Source organism: Sphingomonas sp. LY29 (genome assembly GCF_035593985.1).
Lineage (GTDB): Bacteria > Pseudomonadota > Alphaproteobacteria > Sphingomonadales > Sphingomonadaceae > Sphingomicrobium.
On the sequence record NZ_CP141587.1, the window covers coordinates 132,017 to 154,712 of the forward strand.

Annotated in this window: 29 protein-coding genes and 1 other RNA gene; 14 read left to right on the forward strand and 16 right to left on the reverse strand. The window is 64.4% G+C overall.

Annotated elements, in window-relative coordinates:
- Positions 1-59: 59 nt before the first annotated feature.
- A complete protein-coding gene (gene rpoH / locus SH584_RS00700; protein ID WP_322840683.1) occupies positions 60-986 on the reverse strand; it encodes an RNA polymerase sigma factor RpoH in 927 nt (308 codons plus the stop codon).
- A gap of 45 nt (positions 987-1,031) precedes the next feature.
- Entirely contained in the window at positions 1,032-1,985 is a 954-nt protein-coding gene (locus SH584_RS00705) for an RluA family pseudouridine synthase (RefSeq protein ID WP_324807779.1), read from the reverse strand.
- An 84-nt stretch (positions 1,986-2,069) separates the two neighbouring features.
- Between SH584_RS00705 and SH584_RS00710 the strand changes: the two genes are divergently transcribed.
- The 9 genes from SH584_RS00710 (at position 2,070) to SH584_RS00750 (ending at position 9,653) form a co-directional block, all read left to right on the forward strand.
- Positions 2,070-2,708: a histidine phosphotransferase family protein gene (locus tag SH584_RS00710; RefSeq protein ID WP_324807781.1), complete on the forward strand. Its 639-nt coding sequence runs from the start codon at positions 2,070-2,072 to the stop codon at positions 2,706-2,708.
- A gap of 71 nt (positions 2,709-2,779) precedes the next feature.
- A complete protein-coding gene (locus SH584_RS00715; protein ID WP_324807782.1) occupies positions 2,780-5,116 on the forward strand; it encodes a chemotaxis protein CheA in 2,337 nt (778 codons plus the stop codon).
- Positions 5,113-5,559 (forward strand): chemotaxis protein CheW, encoded by a 447-nt coding sequence (locus tag SH584_RS00720; protein WP_324807783.1) that lies wholly within the window; start codon positions 5,113-5,115, stop codon positions 5,557-5,559. The genes SH584_RS00715 and SH584_RS00720 overlap by 4 nt, the downstream gene beginning before the upstream one ends.
- Before the next feature lie 57 nt (positions 5,560-5,616).
- Complete coding sequence (locus SH584_RS00725; protein ID WP_322840659.1) at positions 5,617-5,982, forward strand: response regulator; 366 nt, start codon at positions 5,617-5,619, stop codon at positions 5,980-5,982.
- Between the two features lie 88 nt (positions 5,983-6,070).
- Positions 6,071-7,108, forward strand: a complete 1,038-nt coding sequence (gene cheB, locus SH584_RS00730; protein WP_324807786.1) for a chemotaxis-specific protein-glutamate methyltransferase CheB — start codon at positions 6,071-6,073, stop codon at positions 7,106-7,108.
- Between the two features lie 62 nt (positions 7,109-7,170).
- A complete protein-coding gene (locus tag SH584_RS00735; RefSeq protein ID WP_324807787.1) occupies positions 7,171-7,950 on the forward strand; it encodes a CheR family methyltransferase in 780 nt (259 codons plus the stop codon).
- Positions 7,951-7,981: 31 nt separating this feature from the next.
- Positions 7,982-8,662 carry an N-acetylmuramoyl-L-alanine amidase gene (locus SH584_RS00740; RefSeq protein WP_324809579.1) on the forward strand — a complete coding sequence of 227 codons (681 nt, stop codon included), beginning with the start codon at positions 7,982-7,984 and terminating at the stop codon, positions 8,660-8,662.
- A gap of 15 nt (positions 8,663-8,677) precedes the next feature.
- An RNA gene (rnpB, locus tag SH584_RS00745) (RNase P RNA component class A) lies at positions 8,678-9,057 on the forward strand.
- 53 nt (positions 9,058-9,110) lie between these two features.
- A complete protein-coding gene (locus tag SH584_RS00750) occupies positions 9,111-9,653 on the forward strand; it encodes a J domain-containing protein (RefSeq protein WP_322840656.1) in 543 nt (180 codons plus the stop codon).
- Here the strand turns inward: SH584_RS00750 and SH584_RS00755 are convergent.
- From SH584_RS00755 to pspA, 8 genes are read right to left on the reverse strand one after another with little or no spacing between them, the layout of a single operon-like run.
- Complete coding sequence (locus SH584_RS00755; RefSeq protein WP_324807789.1) at positions 9,643-10,098, reverse strand: PaaI family thioesterase; 456 nt, start codon at positions 10,096-10,098, stop codon at positions 9,643-9,645. The two genes, SH584_RS00750 and SH584_RS00755, sit on opposite strands and share 11 nt — an antisense overlap.
- A complete protein-coding gene (locus SH584_RS00760) occupies positions 10,095-10,526 on the reverse strand; it encodes a SufE family protein (protein WP_324807790.1) in 432 nt (143 codons plus the stop codon). Before SH584_RS00760 ends, SH584_RS00755 begins: the two co-directional genes overlap by 4 nt.
- A gap of 37 nt (positions 10,527-10,563) precedes the next feature.
- Complete coding sequence (locus SH584_RS00765; RefSeq protein WP_324807792.1) at positions 10,564-10,809, reverse strand: hypothetical protein; 246 nt, start codon at positions 10,807-10,809, stop codon at positions 10,564-10,566.
- The gene (locus SH584_RS00770) at positions 10,806-11,105 is read right to left on the reverse strand and encodes a hypothetical protein (protein WP_322840652.1); all 300 of its coding nucleotides are present in this window, start codon (positions 11,103-11,105) and stop codon (positions 10,806-10,808) included. Before SH584_RS00770 ends, SH584_RS00765 begins: the two co-directional genes overlap by 4 nt.
- A complete protein-coding gene (locus SH584_RS00775) occupies positions 11,105-11,440 on the reverse strand; it encodes a hypothetical protein (RefSeq protein WP_416385136.1) in 336 nt (111 codons plus the stop codon). The genes SH584_RS00770 and SH584_RS00775 overlap by 1 nt, the downstream gene beginning before the upstream one ends.
- A 15-nt stretch (positions 11,441-11,455) precedes the next feature.
- Positions 11,456-11,845, reverse strand: coding sequence for an envelope stress response membrane protein PspC (pspC, locus tag SH584_RS00780; protein ID WP_322840651.1), 390 nt, complete (start codon positions 11,843-11,845; stop codon positions 11,456-11,458).
- Positions 11,845-12,123: an envelope stress response membrane protein PspB gene (gene pspB, locus SH584_RS00785; RefSeq protein ID WP_324807795.1), complete on the reverse strand. Its 279-nt coding sequence runs from the start codon at positions 12,121-12,123 to the stop codon at positions 11,845-11,847. The genes pspC and pspB overlap by 1 nt, the downstream gene beginning before the upstream one ends.
- The gene (pspA, locus tag SH584_RS00790; protein ID WP_324807797.1) at positions 12,124-12,792 is read right to left on the reverse strand and encodes a phage shock protein PspA; all 669 of its coding nucleotides are present in this window, start codon (positions 12,790-12,792) and stop codon (positions 12,124-12,126) included.
- A 157-nt stretch (positions 12,793-12,949) separates the two neighbouring features.
- Here pspA and pspF point away from each other — a divergent pair, with 157 nt between their 5' ends.
- Together pspF and SH584_RS00800 are read left to right on the forward strand one after the other, a co-directional pair.
- Positions 12,950-14,011 carry a phage shock protein operon transcriptional activator gene (gene pspF / locus SH584_RS00795; protein ID WP_322840648.1) on the forward strand — a complete coding sequence of 354 codons (1,062 nt, stop codon included), beginning with the start codon at positions 12,950-12,952 and terminating at the stop codon, positions 14,009-14,011.
- Positions 14,012-14,092: 81 nt separating this feature from the next.
- Positions 14,093-14,701, forward strand: coding sequence for a superoxide dismutase (locus SH584_RS00800; RefSeq protein WP_324807799.1), 609 nt, complete (start codon positions 14,093-14,095; stop codon positions 14,699-14,701).
- 3 nt (positions 14,702-14,704) lie between these two features.
- On the opposite strand, the gene SH584_RS00805 is transcribed toward SH584_RS00800, so the two are convergent.
- The 6 genes from SH584_RS00805 to dapF are packed head-to-tail and all read right to left on the reverse strand — an operon-like array spanning position 14,705 to position 19,928.
- Positions 14,705-15,466: an ABC transporter permease gene (locus tag SH584_RS00805; protein WP_324807801.1), complete on the reverse strand. Its 762-nt coding sequence runs from the start codon at positions 15,464-15,466 to the stop codon at positions 14,705-14,707.
- Entirely contained in the window at positions 15,463-16,404 is a 942-nt protein-coding gene (locus SH584_RS00810) for an ABC transporter ATP-binding protein (RefSeq protein WP_324807802.1), read from the reverse strand. The genes SH584_RS00805 and SH584_RS00810 overlap by 4 nt, the downstream gene beginning before the upstream one ends.
- On the reverse strand, positions 16,401-17,024 hold the full coding sequence (locus SH584_RS00815) for a septation protein A (RefSeq protein ID WP_324807804.1): 624 nt from the start codon (positions 17,022-17,024) through the stop codon (positions 16,401-16,403). Before SH584_RS00815 ends, SH584_RS00810 begins: the two co-directional genes overlap by 4 nt.
- Positions 17,021-17,935, reverse strand: coding sequence for a signal recognition particle-docking protein FtsY (gene ftsY / locus SH584_RS00820; RefSeq protein WP_324807805.1), 915 nt, complete (start codon positions 17,933-17,935; stop codon positions 17,021-17,023). The genes SH584_RS00815 and ftsY overlap by 4 nt, the downstream gene beginning before the upstream one ends.
- Positions 17,932-19,131 (reverse strand): MiaB/RimO family radical SAM methylthiotransferase, encoded by a 1,200-nt coding sequence (locus tag SH584_RS00825; RefSeq protein ID WP_324809404.1) that lies wholly within the window; start codon positions 19,129-19,131, stop codon positions 17,932-17,934. The genes ftsY and SH584_RS00825 overlap by 4 nt, the downstream gene beginning before the upstream one ends.
- Positions 19,128-19,928: a diaminopimelate epimerase gene (dapF, locus tag SH584_RS00830; protein WP_324807807.1), complete on the reverse strand. Its 801-nt coding sequence runs from the start codon at positions 19,926-19,928 to the stop codon at positions 19,128-19,130. The genes SH584_RS00825 and dapF overlap by 4 nt, the downstream gene beginning before the upstream one ends.
- Positions 19,929-19,953: 25 nt before the next feature.
- Between dapF and SH584_RS00835 the strand changes: the two genes are divergently transcribed.
- The 3 genes from SH584_RS00835 to rpsP all read left to right on the forward strand — a co-directional run bounded on the left by SH584_RS00835 (position 19,954) and on the right by rpsP (position 22,696).
- Positions 19,954-20,526: a DUF924 family protein gene (locus SH584_RS00835; RefSeq protein WP_324807808.1), complete on the forward strand. Its 573-nt coding sequence runs from the start codon at positions 19,954-19,956 to the stop codon at positions 20,524-20,526.
- Between the two features lie 144 nt (positions 20,527-20,670).
- Complete coding sequence (gene ffh / locus SH584_RS00840) at positions 20,671-22,149, forward strand: signal recognition particle protein (protein WP_324807810.1); 1,479 nt, start codon at positions 20,671-20,673, stop codon at positions 22,147-22,149.
- Positions 22,150-22,174: 25 nt separating this feature from the next.
- Positions 22,175-22,696 carry a 30S ribosomal protein S16 gene (gene rpsP, locus SH584_RS00845; protein WP_324807812.1) on the forward strand — a complete coding sequence of 174 codons (522 nt, stop codon included), beginning with the start codon at positions 22,175-22,177 and terminating at the stop codon, positions 22,694-22,696.

Genomic DNA, 22,696 nt, shown 5'->3' on the forward strand with positions numbered 1-22,696 from the left:
GCAAGAGGCGCCCGCACGGTCCGTCCGTGCGAGCGCCCCGTTGATCGGTTCAGTGCGGATCAGGCGGCGGGCAGGAGCCGCTGCTCACCGGCAAGACGGATCAGCGCCGACTGAAGCTTCTCGAACGCGCGCACCTCAATCTGGCGAATGCGTTCGCGGCTGACGCCATAGACTTGGCTCAGATCCTCAAGCGTCTTAGGCTCTTCGCTCAGGCGCCGCTCGGTCAGGATGAACTTCTCGCGATCGTTCAGGCTGCCCATCGCTTCGACCAGAAGATCGTGGCGAACCTGGCGCTCCTCGTCATCGGCGATCAATTCATCCTGAAGCGGACCGTTGTCGACCAGGAAGTCCTGCCATTGGCCTTCGCCATCGGTGTCGCGAAGCGGGGCATTGAGGCTGGTGTCGCCGCCCATGCCCATGCGGCGGTTCATCGAGATGACTTCCGCCTCGGTCACGCCGAGATCGGTCGCGATTTTCGTCACCGCTTCGGGCTTCAAGTCGCCTTCCTCGAACGCGTCGATCTGGTTCTTCATCCGGCGGAGATTGAAGAACAGCTTCTTCTGCGCCGCGGTGGTACCCATTTTCACGAGGCTCCACGAGCGCAGGATGAATTCCTGGATCGAGGCGCGAATCCACCACATGGCGTAGGTCGCGAGGCGGAAGCCGCGATCGGGCTCGAATTTCTTCACGCCCTGCATCAGGCCGATGTTGCCTTCGGAAATCAGCTCGCTGACCGGCAGGCCATAGCCGCGATAGCCCATGGCAATTTTGGCCACGAGGCGCAGGTGGGAGTTGACCAGACGCGCGGCCGCGTCGGTATCGCCCTGCTCACGCCAACGGGTGGCGAGCATGAATTCCTCTTCCGGCGCCAAGATCGGAAATTTCTTGATTTCGGAAAGATAGCGGTTGAGTCCGGCCTCGCCCCCCGCTGCGGGGATCGACATTGCCTTGGTACCCTTGGCCGCCTTCGCATTCGCCATCGTCATTTCACTCCCTGAGCATGGGATCGACGTCCCATACCGATTTAAAACTTATACACCAAGCGCGCTGAACAGTTCCTGCATGTCCGACGGAAGGGCGCTGTCGAACGACAAACGGGCCTTTGAGACAGGATGGACGAAGCCAAGGTGGGCAGCATGCAACGCCTGCCGGTGAAATCCCAGGCTCTTCAATAACTCGCGATGGGCCTTCCGGGTCCGTCCGTAAACCGGATCGCCGACCAGCGGGTGGCCAATCGACGCCATGTGCACGCGCACCTGGTGCGTCCGCCCCGTCTCAAGCCGACATTCGACCAGCGCCGCTTCGCGCAAGGGTTTGAGGCGCCGCCAGTGGGTGACGGCCCGCTTGCCTCGGTCCGCCGTGACGATCGCAACTTTCTTGCGATCGTGCGGCGAGCGGGCGAGCGGTGCGTCGACCGAGCCCTCGGCAAGGCGCGGAACGTCGGAAACGATGGCCAGATAACGGCGGTCGATCGAGTGGTCGGCGAACTGGCGGGCAAGGCCCTCATGCGCCACGTCATGCTTGGCCACGACCAAGAGGCCCGACGTGTCCTTGTCGATGCGATGCACGATACCGGGGCGGGCGACCCCGCCGATGCCGCTCAGGCTGCCGCCGCAGTGGTGCAGCAGGGCGTTGACTAAGGTGCCGTCGCGATTGCCCGCGGCGGGATGGACGACCAAGCCAGGAGGCTTGTCGACCACCAGCAGATGCTCATCCTCATAAGCGATCACCAACGCGATATCCTGCGCCTCGTTGTGCGCGGGCGCGGGATCGGGGACTGCCAGCAGATATTCTTCGTCGCCGCGCACCTTGATCGCCGGATCGCGAACCGCGGTTCCCGACCGGGTCAAGGCGCCGGATTTGGTCAGCACCTTCAACCGCTCGCGCGACATGGCTGGCAATTGCGCGGCGAGCGCCCGATCGAGGCGCCAGCCGGCGTGACTGCTGTCGAGTGCAACCTCGATGATGTGATGCCCCCCGGCCATTATCGAACATTTGGGAAGGCGCCGCGGCGGTTTCAATGGCCCGCATGTTGCCACTCGCGGTCCACTCGCGCACTACTCCGGCCCATGAACGCAATCGACCTTGCGAGCCTGATGTGCTCCCGCCTGTGCCACGACCTGCTGTCGCCCGTCGGGGCATTGAACAACGGCATCGAGCTGCTCGCCGACGAGCAGGACCCCGAGATGCGCGAGCGATGCATGGAATTGCTCGCCGACAGCGCTCGTGTGACGGCGAACAAGCTGAAATTCTTCAGGCTGGCGTTCGGCGCGGGCGGGGGGTTCGGTGACGAAATCGACACCGCCGAGGCGCGTGCGGCGGTCGACGGGCTCTACGGCGCGGAAAAGCGGATCGAGCTTGGCTGGATGATCGACGGCGGCAAATTGCCGAAGGGCGCGGTCAAGTTGCTGCTCAATCTTGCGATGATCGCGGGCGATGCGCTTGTTCGCGGCGGTCGGCTCGATGTGGGAGCCGAGCGGCGCGACGGCGCTTTGGAGATGGTCATTCGCGCTGAGGGGACGCGCATCCTGCTCGATCCCAAGATTCGCGAAACGATCGCGACGGGAGCCAGCGGTGGTCAGGTCGAGGCCCGGGCCGCCGGGGCCTGGCTTGCCCACAACCTCGCCGCCGAAGCGGGGGGCACGATCCGGCTCAGCGATCCGGCCGATGAAGTCCTTCTGATCGGGGTCACGCTGCCCGGCCTCTAGGGCTAACGCCGTCTTAACACCTCGGGTGCATAGCAGCCCCACGAACACATTCGTGGGACGATGGCGCACCGATGGACGACCTGATTGCCGACTTCGTGGCGGAATGCCGGGAAATGCTCGATTCACTGGGCGGAGAGATTGTGGCGTGGGAGGCACAGCCCGATGACCGGGCGCGTCTCGATAGCATTTTTCGCTTCGTCCACACGGTGAAGGGAAATTGCGGCTTCTTCGACTTTCCGCGCCTTGAGGCGCTGAGCCATGCAGCCGAGGATGCGCTTGCCGACTGCCGCGCCGGACGCCGCCAACCCGACCCGGCACTGGTTAGCGCGGTTCTCGCGGTGATCGACCGGATCGGCGACATGGTCGGGGCGATCGATGCCGGTGAGGACTTTCCTGACGGTGACGACAAACCCCTCATCGACGCGCTCGCGCCGGGCGCGGAGACCAGTAGCGTCAAGACGGCTGCCGGCACTGAGGTAATGAAGGGGCAGACCGCCGCGCCGCGCACGATCCGCCTGTCGGTGGAATTGCTCGACCGGGTGATGTCGGGCGTGAGCGACATGGTGCTGGCCCGCAACGAGCTGGCCCGGCGCCTGCGCGAATCGACCGGCGACGTGGCCGTCGATGGAGCGTTCGAGCGGCTGTCGGGAATCATTGCCGAGATGCGCGATGCGATTACCCGGACGCGGATGCAGCGCATCGAGAATCTTTTCTCCGCGCTTCCCCGGATGGTCCGCGACCTGTCGTCCGAACTGGGCAAGCATCTGCTGGTCGACGTCGACGGCGGCGATGTCGAACTCGATCGCGAAATGATCGAGATGATCCGCGATCCGCTGACGCACATCATCCGCAACGCGGTCGATCACGGCATCGAGAAGCCGGTTGATCGTCTGAAGGCGGGCAAGCGCGAGATCGGCATCCTGTCGGTGTCTGCGCGTCAGTCGGGTAACCAGATCCTGATCGACATCGTCGACGACGGACGCGGCATCGACGGGCAGAAGCTGGTCGACAAGGCGGTCGAAAACGGCCTGATCGACCGCGAAGAAGGCGCGCGGATGAGCCGCGCCGAGCAACTCGCGCTGATTTTTGAGGCCGGCCTGTCCACCGCTCGCGAAGTTACTTCGATCTCGGGCCGCGGTGTCGGCATGGACGTGGTGCGCTCGAACGTCGAGCGGATCGGCGGCGTGGTCGAGATCGATTCGGTGCCGGGCAAGGGCACTCGCATGACGCTCCGCGTTCCGCTGACCCTGACCATCATTCCCGCGCTGACGGTGTCGATAGGCAATCAGCATTTTGCCATTCCGCGGTCCGCGATCGAAGAGATCGTCCGCGCCAATGGCGAAAGCGTGACGCTCGAGCGGATCGGCGGAGCGGGGGTTGCCACCATCCGTGGTCGCCGAGTGCCTGAGGTGGCGCTTGCCGACGTCCTCGGCCTGTCGAGCGAATTGACCGACGACCAACGCACGATGGTCGTGCTTCGGCCGTCCGGTGGAGATGTCTACGCGCTCGCGGTCGATCGCATTCACGATCACGAGGAATTGGTGGTGAAGCCCGCGGCGCCCGCCGTCATGGCGACCGGTCTTTACGCGGGCACGACCCTGGCTGACGACGGAAGCCCGATCCTTCTGTTCGATCCCGCGGGACTTGCGCAGGCCGGCGGTATTCACCTCGAAGCCATCGATCGCGGCGCACGGATTGCCGATGCACCCGCCCCCACGCAGGACCGCGACGTGCCGGTCATGCTGTTCCGTGGTCTGGACGGTGGCCGCCGGGCGCTTCGTCTCGGCATCGTCGACCGGATCGAGGAAGTCCCGGCAAGCGCGATCCGCGAAGGCGCGGGACGTCTCCGCGTGCAGCTCGGCGAGGCCATCCTTCCTCTGGCCGGTGTCGACGGGCACGAGCTGCCGACTGACAAGGTCCGCCTGTTCCGCCTGAACGACGGCTTCCACGAGATCGGCTTTGCCTTCCGCGAGGTCATCGACCTGATGACGATCGACCGGAACGTCATTCCGGCCGACGTGCCTGGCGCGATCAGCGGTGTGACCCTGATCGGTGGCGAGCCTGCCGAGCTGATCGATGCGCACTGGCTGTTCGCCGAGCATCTGGGTTCTACCGCGACTCCGGCTGCTCAACAGGTCTGCCGCATACCGGCCGGCGATGCGTGGATGCAGAACATGCTTCGCCCAATCGTCGAGGCCGCAGGCTACCTCGTCATCGGTGAAGACGACGAACTTGCCGCCGACCTGACGATCATCGCCGACGGCGAACAGGTCGCCGAAGGGGCAGGACGAGTGTTGCGTCTTGCGACCGACCGCTCGGCTGCCGACGGGCGCGACCTCGTCTATCGCTACGATCGCGGGGGATTGCTGATGGCCCTAAAGGCCAATGGATCGGGGGTAGGACGATGAACGACCTTCTTCTCGTCGTGTCGATTGCCGACACGCGTGTCGCCTTTCCGGCGGCCGGCGTCGAAAGCGTTGTCGAGCTCGAGGCGCTGATCCCGGTGCCGCGCGCGCCAAGCCATGTCGCCGGCCTTTCCGCCCTGCGAAGCCGTGTTCTCACCGTGATCGATTGCAGGCGGTCACTTGGACTTGGACAGACCTGTCTTGACGATGGCCTGATCCACGAGGCGGCGGTCGTGGAGGTCGATGGGCATCATTACGCCCTGACTGTCGATGTCGTCGAAGACGTAGTGGAAACCCTGTCGGAGCCTTCGTCGATGCGCGTTGCGATGGGCCCGGGCTGGGAACGGGTTTCCAAGGGCGTAGTCGAAACCGAACAGGGTCCGCTGCTGCTGATCGACGTCGCCGCCCTTATTGCAGGTCCCGGGGTCGAGCAGCGCGCTGCTTAAGGCCTTCGTTACTCTTCGTCTTTAGAACTCAGACCGAACACAACGGGAAAGCGTTTCATGAAAACCTGCCTAATCGTCGACGACAGCAAGGTCATTCGCAAGGTCGCGCGTCATATCCTCGAGACGCTGGAGTTCCAGGTCGATGAGGCTGGCGACGGTCGCGAGGCGCTCGAACGCTGCGAAAGCCGGATGCCCGACGTCGTCCTGCTCGACTGGAACATGCCGGTGATGAGCGGGATGGAATTCCTCAAGCTCCTTCGCCAGCGCGGTCATTCGGACCAGCCCAAGGTCGTGTTCTGCACGACCGAGAACGACATGGCGCACATCCGCGCGGCGCTGGAAGCGGGGGCCGACGAATATGTCATGAAGCCGTTCGATCGCGAGACGCTCCACATCAAGCTCCAGCTCGTCGGCGTGGCCTGAGGCCAGCCCCATGAACATCCAGTCCGCGCGTTCGCGGAACAGTAGCGTCCCGTCATCCCGACCGTCGCTTTCGCGGCGCATCCGGCTGATGATCGTCGACGATTCAATGGTTGCGCGCGCGGTGCTCGGCCGGATGATCGAGAGCGACCCTACCTTCGACATCGTTGCGGTCGCTGGCACGGCCGAACACGCCATCGAGGCGCTTGGCCAGGTCATGGTCGATATCGTCCTGCTCGACCTCGAAATGCCGGGATTGGGCGGCTTGCGTTCGATCCCCGGGATCCTCGAAGCGGCGAAGGGGGCGAAGGTCCTGATCGTCTCGTCGCTCGCCGAGGAAGGGGCCGAGGCGACGCTTGCCGCGCTGGCCCTCGGCGCCGCCGACGCGCTTCCGAAACCCGGCACGGGCCGCTTCAACGGCACCTTTTCCGACGTCTTGCTCGGCAAGCTTCGTGAGCTTGGATTTGCCGAGCGCAAGACTCGCGACGTCTTCGCTCCGGGCAAGGTCGATGCAGCGTCGCTTCGTGCAGCGGTCGACGAACCGCTCGAACTGTTGGCGATCGGCGCATCGACGGGCGGCATTCCCGCGCTTGGCACCCTGTTCGCCGGCATGCCGAAAAAGATCGGCGTTCCGATCCTGCTCACCCAGCATTTGCCCCCAGCCTTCATGACGGTGTTCGCACGGCAGATGGCCGTCGCATCGGGGCGCGACTGTGTCGTGGCCGAGGATGGTATGCCGCTGGTGGCCGACCGAATTCATGTCGCCCCGGGCGATGCGCATCTGATTGTCGACCAGATCGGCAGCGCGCCGGTAATCCGCCTGTTGAAAACACGCGCAGCGAGCGGGTGCATGCCGTCGGTCGACCCGATGTTCGCGTCGGCGGGCAACGTCTTCGGCAAGGGCGCGCTTGGTGTCGTTCTGACCGGCATGGGCCGCGATGGCGTCGAGGGCGCACTTCATCTCGTCAACGCCGGCGGTGCAGTCATTGCGCAGGATCAGGCGAGCTGCGCCGTCTGGGGCATGCCGCGTGCTGTTACCGAGGCGGGCCTGGCCTGCGCGGTACTTCCGCCAGACAAGATCGCCCGCCGGATCGCTGGCCGCGTGTCAGAAGCTTCCTCGTGCAGGTAAGCGACAGCTCCAGCCGCATTCTCGCAGGCCTGCTTGAGGCCCGGACTGGTCAGCAGCTGACGATGAGCCGTCGCTGGCGAATTGAAACCGCGCTGTCCGCGCTGCTTCGCGAACGCCAGATTCCGACTCTCGACGAGCTGATCACGATCCTTGTGATGGGTCGCGACCCCAATCTTGCGACGCAGGTGGTGGAGGCGTTGCTGAACAACGAGACCTATTTCTTCCGCGACCGATCGCCATTCGACCTGGTCGCCAAGTCGGCGCTTCCCAAGCTGGCCAAGGCCCGCGAAGCGAGCCGTCGTCTGCGGATCTGGTCGGCTGGCTGTTCGACCGGGCAGGAAGCTTATTCCCTCGCGATGATGTTCGCCGAAGATCCGATCCGCTGGCGCGGCTGGACGATCGACATCGTCGGCAGCGACGTCAGCGAAAGCGCGGTGCGTCGCGCACGCGACGGGGTCTACACCCAGTTCGAAGTCCAGCGCGGCCTTGGCATCACGCAGATGATCCGCTGGTTCGAAGAGGTCGAAGGCGGCTGGCGCGCGATCGAGCCATTACGCCGGCACGTCCGCTTCCAGGTTCACAATTTGCTCGAACCCGCGCCGCATCCGGGTCAGTTCGACCTCGTTCTTTGCCGCAACGTCTTGCTGTACCTGAATGCCGATCGCCGGGCACAGGTGTTCGACCGGATCGCAGGCGCGATGGCGCCCGACGGGCTGCTGATGCTCGGGGCGGGCGAGACAGTCATCGGCCAGACTCGGCGACTGGAGGCGAGCACCGAGATGCGCGGCCTTTACGGTCTGGTCGAGAATGCTTCGGGCGGGCAGCGCGCGTTGGGGGCTTGACCGCGACCCCTGCGTCATGCGCCATGCCCGCATGGACGTGACGCGGCTTCCTTCCCCTAATCATGATGAGCGCCTGCTGCCCGTCTCGATGATTGTGCTCCATTATACGGGCATGCCAGATGCCCAGAGCGCCATCGATCGTCTTGGCAGCCCGGACGCGAAAGTATCCGCCCATTATGTCGTCCAGGAGGACGGCGCGATCCTGCAGATGGTCGATGAGGACCGACGCGCCTGGCATGCTGGCAAAAGCTATTGGCGCGGATTTACCGACGTCAATTCGGCGAGCGTCGGGATCGAAATCGTCAATCCGGGCCATGAGTTCGGCTATCGGCCGTTTCCGGACGAGCAGATCGCGGCGCTGATTCCTCTCGTCGCGGACATCAAGGAGCGCCACGGAATCGGCCGCGGCAACGTCGTCGGCCACTCGGACATCGCACCGAGCCGGAAGGAGGATCCCGGCGAACTCTTCCCTTGGCATGCACTGGCGCGGCGACGACTCGCACTGCCAAGCCCGAGCCGCGACCTGATGGACCCCTATTGGACTGACGCCGGCTTCCTGCTGGCGCTGGAACGGTTCGGTTACGACGTCACCGACAGCCTGAAGGCCGTGATCGCGTTCCAGCGGCGCTTTCGTCCGGAGCTGATCGACGGCATCGTCGACGGCGAGTGCCGGGCCAAGCTGCTCGCGCTCTTGCTGCCCCGCCCGCAATAGACCATATCGCGGCGGCCAGGGGACCGGGCGACCGCGGCCGTCCGCAAGGATGGGCGAGGAAAGTCCGGGCTCCACGGAACGACGGTGCCGGGTAACGCCCGGCGGACCTCGCGCTTGTCGAGGGGTTCAGGGAAAGTGCCACAGAAAGCATACCGCCCGTCTTCGGACGGGTAAGGGCGAAAGGGTGCGGCAAGAGCGCACCGCGCGGCCGGCAACGGGCGCGGCACGGTAAACCCCACCGGGTGCAAGACCGAATAGGGGTGGCACATGGGCCTGTTCCGGCTCGCCACCCGGGTTGGTTGCTTGAGCGGCGCGGTGACGCGTCGCCTAGAGGAATGGTCGCCCAGGCGTCGAAAGGCGCTGGACAGAACCCGGCTTACAGGTCCCCTGGCACATTCGCCCGTCGCTGCGCTCGCAATGACGGCACCGACCGATTAGACAGGACACGATGGCCAAGCCGACCCGATCCGATGACTGGGGATTTCCCCGCTGGCGCTCTTACGGCACCAAGGGCCGCGAAGCGGCGCGTGTCCGGCTGTGCGACCGCGAGGGCTGCAACGAGACCGGAGACCGGCCCGCCCCGAAGGCGCCCAACAGCCCCGAGCGCTGGATGTTCTGCCAGGCGCACGCGGCCGAATATAACAAGGGCTGGAATTACTTCGCGGGACTAAGCGCGGAAGAGGCCGCGAAACGCGCGGCCGATGAGGAAAGCGGCGCATCCGCCTTTCGCCAGAGCGCGCATTACCAGTGGGCAGGATCGGGAGACGGCAGCCGGTCGCGCGACGAAATGCGCGCGCTCGATGCGCTGGAAGTCGATCCCGATGCCGACTTCGCGGCGATCAAGGCCGCCTATCGTCGTCTCGCCAAGGAATTTCACCCCGACGTCAACCGGGACGACGAGGCCGCGGCCACGCGGTTCCAGCAGGTCCAGGCCGCCTACGAAGTGCTTCGCCGCTCCGAAGAGCGTCGAGCCGCGACGGCTACGGATTGAGCATGAACGTGCCGGTCGCCTGCGCGATCGGCCGGCTCTCGTCGCCGCCGTGCGCCATCCCTCGGACGAAGGCGACCTGGCGCGTCAGCTTGTAGCATTCGCAGCGCGCGATCACCGTTTCGCCACGCAGAGCCGGGCGGAGATAGTCCAGCCTGAGGTCGATGGTGACGATCGGCTGAAAGCGACCGAGCGCGATCCACACCGATGCACCGCCGCAGGTGTCGAGCAAACTGACGATGGCCCCCGACGCGAGAATGCCTTGCTCGGGAATGCCGACCAGTTCTTCGCGCCACGGCAGCGCCAATTCGATCCACTGATCCTCCGCAGCGCGGAACTCGAAGCCGACTGCGCGGCCGTGCCCAACCTCGCGAACCAGCGCGAAGAACCGCGCCGGGTCGAACCGGCCATCGACATTGGCGTGGGCGCGGTCGGGCGTCGCGGTCACGCGGCGAGCCGGGCGGCGGTCTCACGGACGAGCGCGATCATGTTGGGGATTCCCTGAGTCCGGTTCGACGACAGCTCGCGGCTAAGGTCGAACGGCGACAGCAGCGCGGCAATATCGGTGGTCGCCACCTCGGCGGCAGGCTTGTCCTGCACCGCCGTCAGCACAAGCGCCACGACTCCCTTGGTAATCGCGGCGTTGCTGTCGGCAAGGAAATGAAGGCGCCCGTCCGGCGTGGTGGTCGGGTAGACCCAAACCGACGCCGAACATCCGCGAACCTTGGTCGCGTCGGTCTTCAGCGCGTCGGGCATGGGTTCGAGCTTGCGACCCAGATCGATCAGCAGTCGATAGCGGTCGTCGCCGTCGAGAAATTCATACTCGTCGGCAAGGTCGGCGAGCGAGGGAAGGGAAGGAGCGGGTGCATCGGTCATCGCGGCACCGCCTAGCGCGCCGCGCCGCGCCCGTCACCTAGCGGTCGCGAAGCTGCTCGATCTGGCGCGACAGCGTGTCTTCCTTTTCGACCGCGATACGCTCGAGAACGTGGATGCGCTCCTTCAACTGGCGGACCTCGTCCTTGAGCCGAGCGCTCTCGGCGCTATCCTCCCGTTGGACGGGCGCGGACGATTGGTTCTGAAGATATTTGTAGCGGCTCTTCATCACCATCGCGAACATGACGATCGCGACGATCGCAACCGGGATCCATCCACCATTCACTGGACCTTGTCTCCTTGCGTCACTCGGGGCGTGCGAAGCGCTTCGATCTGTGCCGCGGTCTCCATACCCTTGTCGGTGACGATTTGCTCCAGGATTCGTACGCGCTGCTCAAGCCGCTCGGTGTGCGCTGCGTATTGAGCGGCCTTTTCGGCGGTCTGGTTGCCCAGCAACTCGAGTTCGCGCTCGCGAAATTTGAGGCGGCGTTTGTACATGTCACCGATGATCCCGAAGATGACGGGGATTCCGACGACAATCATGAAGAAGCCCAGGACGAAGAAGCCGGTGCTGCCGTCCATCAGGCGTTCCCTTCCTTGTCGAACGCCAGGCGGTCGATTTCCTGCGCCAATAGCGACGGGCGATCCGTGACGATCCGCTCGATCGTCTCCATGCGGTCCTTGATCGATCCAATCTCGGCGCGAAGCTGCGCATTCTCGCTCGTCAGCAATTTAATCCGCTCGGCCGCTTCCTGGTCGGTCTTGGGGTGAAGTGCCTGCCCCCAGGCCCCGTCGAGCGGATAACCGTTCTTGATGCGAAGCCAGGTGGTGATCACCCAGCCGAAGACGCCGGCAACGACGATGACGGAGATCATCGGGAAAGATTCGGTAGGGAAGGTGAACTTGTCGGGTTCCATCGCTCGACCCCTCGTTTAGCGAAGTTGCTCGATCTCGCGCGCGAGACTGCGGTTCTCGGTGGTGACGAAATATTCGACGTCCGCGAGGCGGCGATCGATCTCGCGCATCCGGCTGCGGATCTCCGCGGCCGAGCGCGAAGGGGAGGCGCGAACGCCCTGCCAGAATTTCTGCTGGTCGCGGTCGCCCTCGGCCAGTTCGAGCGGCTTGTTCGGCGCCACCACCGCAGTGATAAAGTAGAGCGGCAGCGTCATGCCGCCCGACAGCAGGACCGATGCGAAGAACATGATGCGCGTCAGCGTCACGTCCATGCCGGCATAGTCGGCGATGCCCGCGCAGACCCCGAACAACTTGCCGTTGCGGCGGTCTTTGTAAAAGCGGGTGCGGAACGGAGGCTGGGTGGACATTAGCGGTCACTCCCCGAGAGCATGCGGCTGCGAAGCGCGTTGAGTTCGTCGTCCGCGCCTGGAAGGCAGGACTGACGCCAGTTGGGGTTTTCGGCGCTCATGATGCGCTCGATCGTGCACATCCGGTCGTCGAGGCGCCGCGAAAGCTCGTAAAGGTCATCGAGCAGTTTCTCGTCGGACCCGGTCAGCGTTTTCGCCGTCTTCCACTTGGTGATGTAGTGAAACAGGATGATCGGGAAGGCGATGAAAATGCCTACGATCGCAACAACGTCTTCCATTTACGCCCCCTTAGATTTCATTGCGGCCTTCATGGCCTCCAGTTCGGCATCGACCTTCTCATTGGCGCGAAGGTCGGAGATTTCTTCCTCGAGGCTGCGCGGCCCGGTCATGCCGAGCGCATCCGCACGGCCCTCGGCAAAGTCGGCGCGCCGTTCAAGCAGTTCGAACTTTGAAAAGGCATCGTCGGTCCGCCCGCCGTGCAGCAATTCGCTGGTGCGGGCGCGCGTGACGGCGCTTTCGATCCGCGACGCGATCTGGTTCTGTCGCGACCGCGCTTCACGAAGCTTCCCCTGCAGCTTGGCGATGTCGATCTCGTAGGTCTTGAGCGTTTCCTCGATCGTGCCGAGTTCGGCGCGAAGGCCTTCGGCCATGTCGGCCGCCTTCTGCCGTTCGATCAGCGCCGCCTTGGCGAGATCCTCGCGGTCTTTCGACAGCGCGAGTTCGGCCTTTTCGGTCCAGCTTTCCTGCAGCTGATCGAGCCGACCCAGCGCGCGACGCATTTCCTTGCCGTCGGCGATCGAGCGCGCGGCGGAGGCGCGAACCTCGACCAGCGTTTCTTCCATTTCGAGAATGATCATGCGGATCATCCGCGCCGGATCTTCGGCACGGTCGAGCAGCTCGGTCATGTTGGCTGCGAAAATGTCCCGAGTTCGGGAAAAGATACCCATTGAGCACTCCAGATTGATGGCCCTGTTGGAATTTACAGAAGCAGGGATCGTGCCAAAAATTCGATAGCGTCAGATATCCCGCATTTCCCGCCATTTTCGACGAACGGCGGAGCGATAATAGTTGCCAGATGGTGGGATTTGCCACCACATGTTGGGCATGGAGCGCACCACTCAATTCGTCGGCCAAAGCCTTGCCTTTCTCGACGCCGTCGAGCGGGCGAGCAGGGCCGCTCCGCTCAATCGCCCGGTGCTGGTGATTGGCGAGCGTGGCACCGGCAAGGAACTGATCGCGGAGCGCCTTCATCACCTGTCGCAGCGCTGGGCGGGGCCGCTGGTGACGATGAACTGCGCCGCCTTGCCCGAGAATCTGATCGAAGCCGAATTGTTCGGGCATGAGGCGGGCAGCTTCACCGGCGCCGCGAAAACCCGACACGGCCGGTTCGAGGAGGCCGACGGCGGCACCCTCTTCCTCGACGAACTCGCGACCCTTTCGTCACCGGCACAGGACCGCCTGCTTCGCGCGGTCGAATATGGCGAAGTCACCCGCATCGGCGCGTCGAAGCCGATCCAGGTCGACGTTCGCATCGTCGCTGCGACGAATGAGCACCTTCCGCGGCTCGTCGAAGAGGGCCGCTTCCGCGCCGATCTTTTGGATCGATTGTCGTTCGAAGTCGTCACTCTTCCCCCGCTCAGGGTGCGAAAGGGGGACATTGTCCTTCTTGCCGAGCATTTCGGTAGGCGCATGGCGGTCGAGCTCGAATGGTCCAACTGGCCCGGCTTCTCTGCCCAGGCACAGGACGCGATGGAGAATTATCGCTGGCCGGGGAATGTCCGCGAGCTTCGCAACGCGGTCGAACGCGCCGTCTATCGGCACGAGAATCCCGAGCGCGAGATCGAGCAGCTTCAGTTTGATCCATTCAGTTCGCCATGGGCGCTGACCGAAGCGCCGGAAGCTGGCGGTTCGCAAGCGCCGGTATCGACGCCGTCACCGTCAGCTGCCGCAGTTTCAGAGGAAGGGCCTCCGGTCCCCGCCTCGGGCACGACAACTACCGACGACTTCCGGGCCGCTGTCTCGAATTATGAGAAGGCGCTGCTGGAGGACGCGTTGTCGCGCAATCGCTTCAACCAGCGCGCGACCGCCGCTGCGCTCGGACTGAGTTACGACCAGCTTCGCCACGCCCTGAAGCGGCACAAGTTGCTCGATGCAGGCGGTGCGTGAGCGCCGCCTTCGTTGACTTGCAACAGGCGACGCCTAGGGGCGTTAAATCAACGAACATCCACGCCATCAAGGAGCGACGCCATGGCCTTTTCCGTCCCCGACCTACCTTATGATTATGGTGCGCTTGCCCCGACGATCGATGAAGCGACGATGAAGCTGCATCATGACAAGCACCACCAGGCTTATGTCGACAAGCTCAACGACGCGGTGAAGGCCGATTCCTCGCTCGAGGGGAAGGACCTGGAAGATATTCTCGCGTCGATTTCGTCGCAGCCGGCCGCGGTCCGCAACAACGGTGGTGGTCACTGGAACCACAGCTTTTTCTGGGAAACGATGAAGCCGGGCGGCGGACAGCCATCGGGCGCACTTGCGGAAGCGATCGACAAGACCTTTGGCTCGCTCGACGCGATGAAGGAAAAGTTCAACGCTGCGGGCGTCGGCCAGTTCGGTTCGGGGTGGGTCTGGCTCGTCGCGGGCGAGGGCGGTGCCCTGGAAATCGTCGCGACGCCGAACCAGGACAATCCGCTAATGGATGTCGTTTCCTCGAACGGTACGCCGATCTTGGGCAACGACGTGTGGGAACACGCCTACTACCTCACCTACAACAATCGCCGTCCCGACTATCTCAAGGCGTGGTGGGACGTGGTGAATTGGGACAAGGCCAGCGAGCGGTACGACGCCGCCAAGTAAGGCCTAGCTCTTCAGGCGATATCCCGTCCTGAAGATCCAGACGATGGCGGCGAGCGGCAACAGGATCGCCGCCGCCATCACGGCCACGCTGGCCGCCAGTGGTACGTCGGCGTGACTGAAGAAGGTCCAGCGGAACCCCGACACGAGATAAAGGATCGGGTTGAGGTGGGTGACCGTCTTCCACGGCTCCCCGATCGCCTCGATCGAATAGAAGACCCCGCCGAGAAAGGTCAGGGGCGTGACGACGAGCAGCGGGATCACCTGCAACTGCTCGAAATTCTTCGCCCAGATGCCGATTGCAAAGCCCAGCAAGCAGAAACCGGCCGAAATCGCGATGAGCGACAGCAGCATCAGGATTGGATGGTCGATGCGCACGTCGACTAGCAATGCGGCGGTGGCGAGCGTCACGAGGGCAAGGACGACGCTCTTCGTCACGGCGGCACCAACATAAGCGAGCGTCGTCTCCAGCGGCGAAATCGGGGCTGAAAGCGTTTCGTAGATCGTGCCCGTAAACTTTGGAAAGAAAATGCCAAAACTGGCATTGAAGATCGACTGGGTCAGGATCGACAGCATGATCAGGCCCGGCACGATGAAGCTACCGTAGCCGACGCCGCCCATTGACGTCATCCGGCCGCCGATCGCGGTCCCGAACACGAGGAAATAGAGCGAGGTCGTGATGACCGGCGCGACCAGGCTTTGCCACAGGGTGCGACGCGCTCGCGCCATCTCGAACGCGTAGATTGCGCCAACGCCGTTCAAATTCATGCCGCATCCTCCGAACTGCCGTGGACCAGCGACACGAAGATATCCTCGAGGCTGGACTGCTGCGTCGACAGGTCCTTGTAGCCGACGCCAAGCTCGTCGAGCTTGCGCATCAGGCCGCTGATCCCGGTCTGGTCGGCGTGGCTGTCGAAGCGGTAGCAGAGCGTGTGGCCGTCATCTTCGAGCGCCGGCTGCCACGTTTCCAGTCCGGCCGGCAACGCCGGCAGGGCGGGATCGAGTGCGATCTTGAGCGTCTTCTTGCCCATCTGCTTCATCAGGGCCGACGTGTCGCCAAGCGCGACCAGTTCGCCCTTGCGGATGACGCCCACGCGGTCGGCCATTTCCTCGGCTTCTTCGATGTAGTGGGTCGTCAGGATGATCGTCGTCCCGTCGGCGCGAAGCTTGCGCACCAATTCCCACATGTCGCGGCGAAGTTCGACGTCGACGCCCGCGGTGGGCTCATCGAGAAACAGGATCGCCGGCTCGTGGCTGAGCGCTTTGGCGATCATCACCCGGCGTTTCATGCCGCCCGACAATTCCATCATCCGCGCTTTGCGCTTGTCCCACAGTGTGAGGCGGCGAAGGATATCCTCGATCTTGGCGTCGTCGCGCGGCTTGCCGAACAGGCCGCGCGAAAAGCGGACGGTGTCCCACACGGTTTCGAACGCGTCGGTGGTCAGTTCCTGCGGTACCAGGCCGATCATCGAGCGCGCTGCGCGGTAATCGGTCTGATTGTCGTGGCCGCCAATGTGGATCGTGCCGCCCGTGGGCGTGACAATCCCGCAGACGATCGAGATCAAGGTCGTCTTTCCCGCGCCGTTGGGCCCTAGCAGAGCAAGGATTTCCCCGCGCCGGATGTCGAGGTCGACACCCTTGAGCGCTTGCACGCCCCCGGCGTAGCTCTTGGTCAGACCCTCGATGCGGATGACAGGTTCGTTCAATCGATTGGTCCCGGTTCGGCGGCAGCCTTCTCTTCGGTCGTCAGACCGTGGCGGATCAGCATTGGCACGTTGGCGAAGGCGAAGAGCAGGGTGGCGGGAATGGCGCCCCACAGCTTGAAACCAATCCAGAAGTCGGTGGTCGAATTGCGCCACACGATCTCGTTGACGACGGCCATGACCGCGAAGAAGATCGCCCAGTTGCGCGTCAGCTTGCGCCAACCGTCCTCGTCGAGGCCGGGATAGGCGCTGCCAAGCACGGATTTCAGCAGCGATCGCCCGGTGAGCAAACCGAATGTTAGCAGGGCAGCGACGAGGCCGTAATAGATGGTCGGCTTGACCTTGATGAAGGTCTCGTTGTGAAGCCAGATCGTCAGCCCGCCGAGCACGACCACCATCACGCCCGAGAATAGGAGCAGGGGCGAGATGTGTTTGAACCGCACTGCCGAATAGACGAGCGCGGCCATCATCGCCGCCATGAAGGCGCCAGTCGCCACAAACACCTTGATCGGGCCGGGGACGGGGGCGAGGAAGTTGACGACGAAGAAGACCAGCAGCGGTCCGATATCGATCAGCAGGCGCGACATGCCGCCGGGTTCCTGCTTGGCGGGAGTCTCGCTCACTGGCCGAGCCCCGCGATGGCGCGGGCGACGGCGCGGGGGTCGAACGGGCGCAGGTCGTCGACGCCTTCGCCGACGCCGATCGCATGGATCGGCAGACCGAAACGTTCGGCCGCTGCCACGAGGACGCCGCCGCGCGCCGTCCCGTCGAGCTTGGTCATGATAAGGCCGGTCACCCCAGCACTCTCCTTGAACACTTCAATCTGGTTGAGGCCATTCTGGCCCGTCGTCGCATCGAGCACCAACAGGATGTCGTGCGGCGACTCCGGATTGATCCGCCCTAGGACGCGCCGGACCTTCGACAGTTCCTCCATCAGGTGCGCCTTGTTCTGAAGCCGACCCGCGGTATCGACGATCAGCGCGTCGATACCGGTGGCGGTGGCTTGCTTGACGGCGTCGAAGACGATCCCGGCAGCGTCGCCGCCTTCCTTGCCTGACATGACCGGCGCGCCGATGCGTGTTCCCCAGATCTTGAGTTGCTCGATCGCCGCGGCGCGAAAGGTGTCGCCCGCCGCCAGCATGACGCCATAGTCCTGCTCTTTCAGCAGGTGACCGATCTTGCCGATGGTCGTGGTCTTCCCCGATCCGTTGACGCCGATCACCAAGATGACATGCGGCCGCGGGAAGCCCCAGATGTCGAGCGGGCGTGCCACCGGCGCGAGGATCTTCTCAATCTCTTCGGCCAGGATCGTGCGCAGCCCGCGTTCGTCGAGTTGCTCGAACCGGCGCGCGGCGATGGCATTGCGAATCCGCTTCGACGCTTCGGGGCCGAGGTCGGAGGCGATCAGCGCCTCTTCGATGTCGTCGAGGGTCGAGGTATCTAGCGCCGCCTTGGTCGCGAGTCCGCCGATATTCTCTCCCAAACGATCCGCGGTCTTCTTGAAGCCGCCTGTCAGGCGGTCGATCCAACTCATTCAAATTCCCCGATTAGTAAGTCTTCGGTTCGGCCAGTGATTTTGGCCATGCCAAGGTCGCCGCGCCTCGAGCCTTCGATGCGCACTGGGGCAAAACCGTCGCTATGCCCCTTGGCACCATTCTCGATCAGCACGGTCTGGCGAGTCCCGATGAGGCTGTCGAGCCAGTCCGAACGGCGGCGGGCGGCAGTTTCACGAAGCTGGGCGGCGCGGGCCTTGATCAGGCCGCGATCAAGTTGCGGCATCCGGGCGGCGGGGGTGTTGGGGCGCGGCGAAAATGGGAAGACGTGGGCCGTGACGATCTCGCAATCGTCGATCAGCGCGCGGGTGTTTGCGGCGGCTTCTTCGCTTTCGGTCGGAAAGCCCGCGATCAGGTCGGCGCCGATCGTCACGTCCGAGCGGGCAGCCTTCAGCCGCTCGATCGTCGCCACCGCCTGAGCACGGCTGTGCCGACGCTTCATCCGCTTCAGGATCAAGTCGTCGCCGGCCTGAAGCGACAGGTGGAAATGCGGAAGCATCCGCTGCTCACCGGCCACGAGCTCAAGCAACGCATCGTCGATTTCGATACTGTCGAGCGAGGAAAGCCGGAGACGACGAAGCGCTGGCAGGTCGCGGAGCAGTAGCTGGCACAACAGCCCCAGCGACGGCTCGTAGCTTGTGATGTCGACGCCCGTCAGCACGATCTCGCGAGCGCCCGCGTCGAGTTCGCGTTGCACGGCCGACCGCACAGCCTCGTAAGGAAGCGAGCGCGACGGCCCACGTGCCTGCCAGATCGAGCAGAAGGTGCAACGGTGGTCGCAGCCGGTCTGGATCGCAACAAAGCTTCGGACGCGCTGCAGGAAACCCGCGGCCACGATGGGGGCGGGTGCAGTCATGACGTCGGACACGAGCGAGGGCGCGTCTCTGTGGAACGATGCAGCCAGATATTTGTCGGCGTTGCCGATCACCCGATCGACCTCGGGCATGGCCGCGAAGGTATCTGCGTCGAGCTGTACCGCGCACCCGGTCACGAAGATCCGCTTATCGGGCCGTTCGCGGTGGGCGCGGCGGATCGCCTGGCGTGTCTGGCGGACAGCCTCGTTGGTCACGGCGCAGCTGTTGACGATGATCGTGTCGTCGCCCGCCAGCGCGCGCATCGTCTCGCTCTCGGCGAAATTCAGCCGGCAGCCGAGCGTGATCGTCTCCGCGCCCATCAGGCAAGCGCCTCAAGGTCGATCTCGCCCGCGAAAACGTGCGTCGCTTCGCCGCGCATGCGGATTGGCGTTCCCGGCGCCCAAGCGATCGTCAGCGAACCGCCCTTCATCGTCACGCGCACGGGCGACATCGCTTTCTTCTGTCGGATTGCGGCGACTGCGGTCGCGCACGCACCCGTTCCGCAGGCCATTGTCAGGCCCGCGCCGCGTTCCCAGGTTCGAAGGAGAATGCCGTCGGCGACGATTTGCGCCACGTTGACGTTGATCCGCTCCGGGAAAGCGGGATCATGCTCGATCGACGGCCCGATTTCGACGAGCGCAGCCTCGTCGATTTCTTTGACGAAGAAAACCAGATGCGGATTGCCGACGTTGACCGCCATCGGCGCTTCGAGGTCGCCCCAGCTAAGGGGAAGAGCGGCCGTGTCCATTGGATCGGCGAGCGGGATCGCGTCCCAGTCGAAGCGTGGCTCGGCCATCGATACTTCGACATCGCTTCCCTCGATCGAGCCGTCAAGAATGCGCCCCTCGGCCTCGATCGTGGCCGCCCCCGTCAGCGCGACGACACAGCGCGTGGCGTTGCCGCAGGCCTCTGCGGGGGACCCGTCCGCGTTCCAGATCGACATACGCAACGCCGCGACGTCGCTCGGCTCGAGCAGGACCAATTGATCGAAGCCGATCCCGGTGTGGCGATCGCCAAGGGCCTTGGCGAGAGTGGGCGTGACCGTCACCGGATCGAGGCGGCCGTCGATCACAACGAAATCGTTGCCCAGTCCATGCATCTTGTGGAATTGCCGCGTCACGTTCGGCGACTTAGGGAGGCGGGCGATGACTGTCCACCTTGCCCCCGACACCCGCCCCGCCGACGCGGCCCCTGCCGTGCTGCGCTTCTGGTTCGACGAGGTGGGGCAGGAGCGATGGTTCGTGAAGGACCCCGTGCTGGATGCGGAGATCCGGAAGCGGTTCGGCGCGCTCAGCGATCACTTGGCGACGAGCGACTTGAACGGGTGGAGCGACACGCCTGAAACGCTGCTGGCGGCAGTCATTCTTATCGACCAATTTTCGCGCAACATTCATCGCGGGTCACCGAAGGCGTTTCGAGGCGATGCAGCGGCACGTCGTCTCACCATGGCGGCATTCGAACGGGGCTGGGACCGCAGCATGACCGACGACCAGCGACAGTTCCTGCTGATGCCGTTGATGCATAGTGAGGACATCGCCGCCCAGCGCCGCTCGGTGGACGAGTTCCGTCGGCTTGGGCGGGGCGAGCAAATCGATTTCGCGCACCGCCACCTCGACCAGATCGAGCGGTTCGGCCGCTTTCCCGGTCGCAATGAGGCGCTCGGCCGTCGGTCGACGGAGGCGGAGCAACGCGCGCTCGACGATGGCGCCGCCTTCTGAATCTTGACCTCGCGCCGCCCACGGCGTAGGGCGCATTCGTCTTCACGGACACACATTGATGGGCGCGTCTACGGATGCACGCTGGCCGGCGATGGTTCGCCCGCCGGCGTTTCATGCGTTTTTGCTCCGCATCGGGAGATTTTGATGTTCGAGTCCCTCAGCGATCGCCTTGGCGGCGTCTTCGACAAGCTTCGCGGCCGCGGCGCCTTGTCGGAAGACGACGTGCGTTCGGCGATGCGCGAAGTGCGCGTGGCGCTGCTGGAAGCCGACGTCGCCCTGCCGGTCGCGCGCGACTTTGTCGAAAAGGTCACGGAAAAGGCGGTCGGGCAGGACGTGATCCGGTCGATCACGCCGGGGCAGATGGTCGTCAAGATCGTCAATGACGCGCTGGTCGAGATGCTTGGCGGCGAAGGCAGCGACGGGCAGGGGGCCGAACTGCACCTCGACGTCAATCCGCCGGCCGTGGTGATGATGGTCGGGCTTCAGGGGTCGGGCAAGACCACGACGACCGCGAAGCTCGCTAAGCGGCTGACCTCGCGCGACCGCAAGAAGGTGCTGATGGCGTCGCTCGACGTCGCACGCCCTGCGGCGCAGGAGCAGCTCGCGGTCCTCGGTCGCCAAGCGGGCGTCGACACGCTGCCGATCGTCGCCGGCCAGTCGCCGGTGCAGATCGCCGAGCGAGCGCTGCAGTCGGCCAAGCTGCAGGGCTATGACGTCGTCATGCTCGACACCGCGGGTCGTCTGCATGTCGACGATGCGCTGATGGCGGAGATGAAGGCGGTCGCGACCGCCTCGCGCCCGGTCGAGACGCTGCTGGTCGTCGACAGCCTGACCGGTCAGGACGCGGTCAACGTTGCCAAGGGCTTCGCGGGTCAGGTCGAGATTTCCGGCGTTGTGCTGACGCGGATGGACGGCGACGCCCGCGGCGGCGCGGCGCTCAGCATGCGCGCGGTCACCGGCAAGCCGATCAAGTTTGCCGGCACGGGCGAAGGCCTCGACGCGATCGAAGCGTTTCACCCGAGCCGCGTTGCTGGCCGCATCCTCGGCATGGGCGACGTCGTCAGCCTGGTCGAGCGCGCGGCCGAGACGGTCAAGGTCGAGGACGCGGAAAGGCTCGCGGCCAAGATGGCCAAGGGCAAATTCGACCTCGATGATCTTCGCATGCAAATCCAGCAGATGCAGCGCATGGGCGGGCTCGGCGCGCTCGCGTCGATGATGCCGGGTATGAAGGCGATGAAGGGCGCGGCCAACGTCGACGACAAGGCGCTGGTCCGGCTCGAGGCGATGATGTCGTCGATGACCGCCAAGGAGCGGGCCAAGCCCGAACTGATCAACGCCAAGCGCAAGATCCGCGTGGCGAAGGGCAGCGGGACCACCGTTCAGGAGGTCAACAAGCTGCTCAAGATGCACCAGGAAATGGCCAACGCCATGAAGAAGCTCAAGAAGATGGGCGGCTTCGGAAAGCTGGCGGCGATGTTCTCGGGCGGCGGGATGGAAAAGGCGCTGGGCGATCTGTCGCAGGGCGGTCTGCCCGGCAACAAGATGCCGCAAATCCCTGGGCTTCCCGGCGGAGCGGCACCGTTCAACCTGCCGCCCGGCTTCAACAAATTCACAAAGAAATAAACGAACTCACTGAAAGGAATAGATTATGGCAGTTGCAATTCGTCTGGCCCGTGGCGGCTCCAAGAAGCGTCCCTATTACCGCGTCGTTGTCGCCGACAGCCGCAATTCGCGCGACGGTCGCTTCATCGAAAAGGTCGGCACCTACAATCCGCTGCTCGCCAAGGATTCGCCCGAGCGCGTCAAGCTCGACGCCGATCGCATTTCGCATTGGCTGAGCGTCGGCGCGCAGCCGTCGGACCGTGTCGCCCGCTTCCTCGATGCCGCCGGCATCAAGGAGCGCGCTGCTCGCAACAATCCGAAGAAGGCCGAACCGGGCGAGAAGGCCAAGGAGCGCGCCGAGGAGCGTGCGACCAAGCAGGCCGAAGCCGAGGAAGCCCGCAAGGCCGCTGAAGCCGCTCCGGTCGAAGAAGCCGCCGCTGAAGAGCCGGCCGCCGAAGAAGCCAACGAAGCAACCCCGAACACCGACGCGGGCGACGATGTCGCTGCCGTCAGCGGTGAGAGCGACCAGTCGCCGGCCGAGGGCGAAGCCGAAGCTAAGGCCGAATAA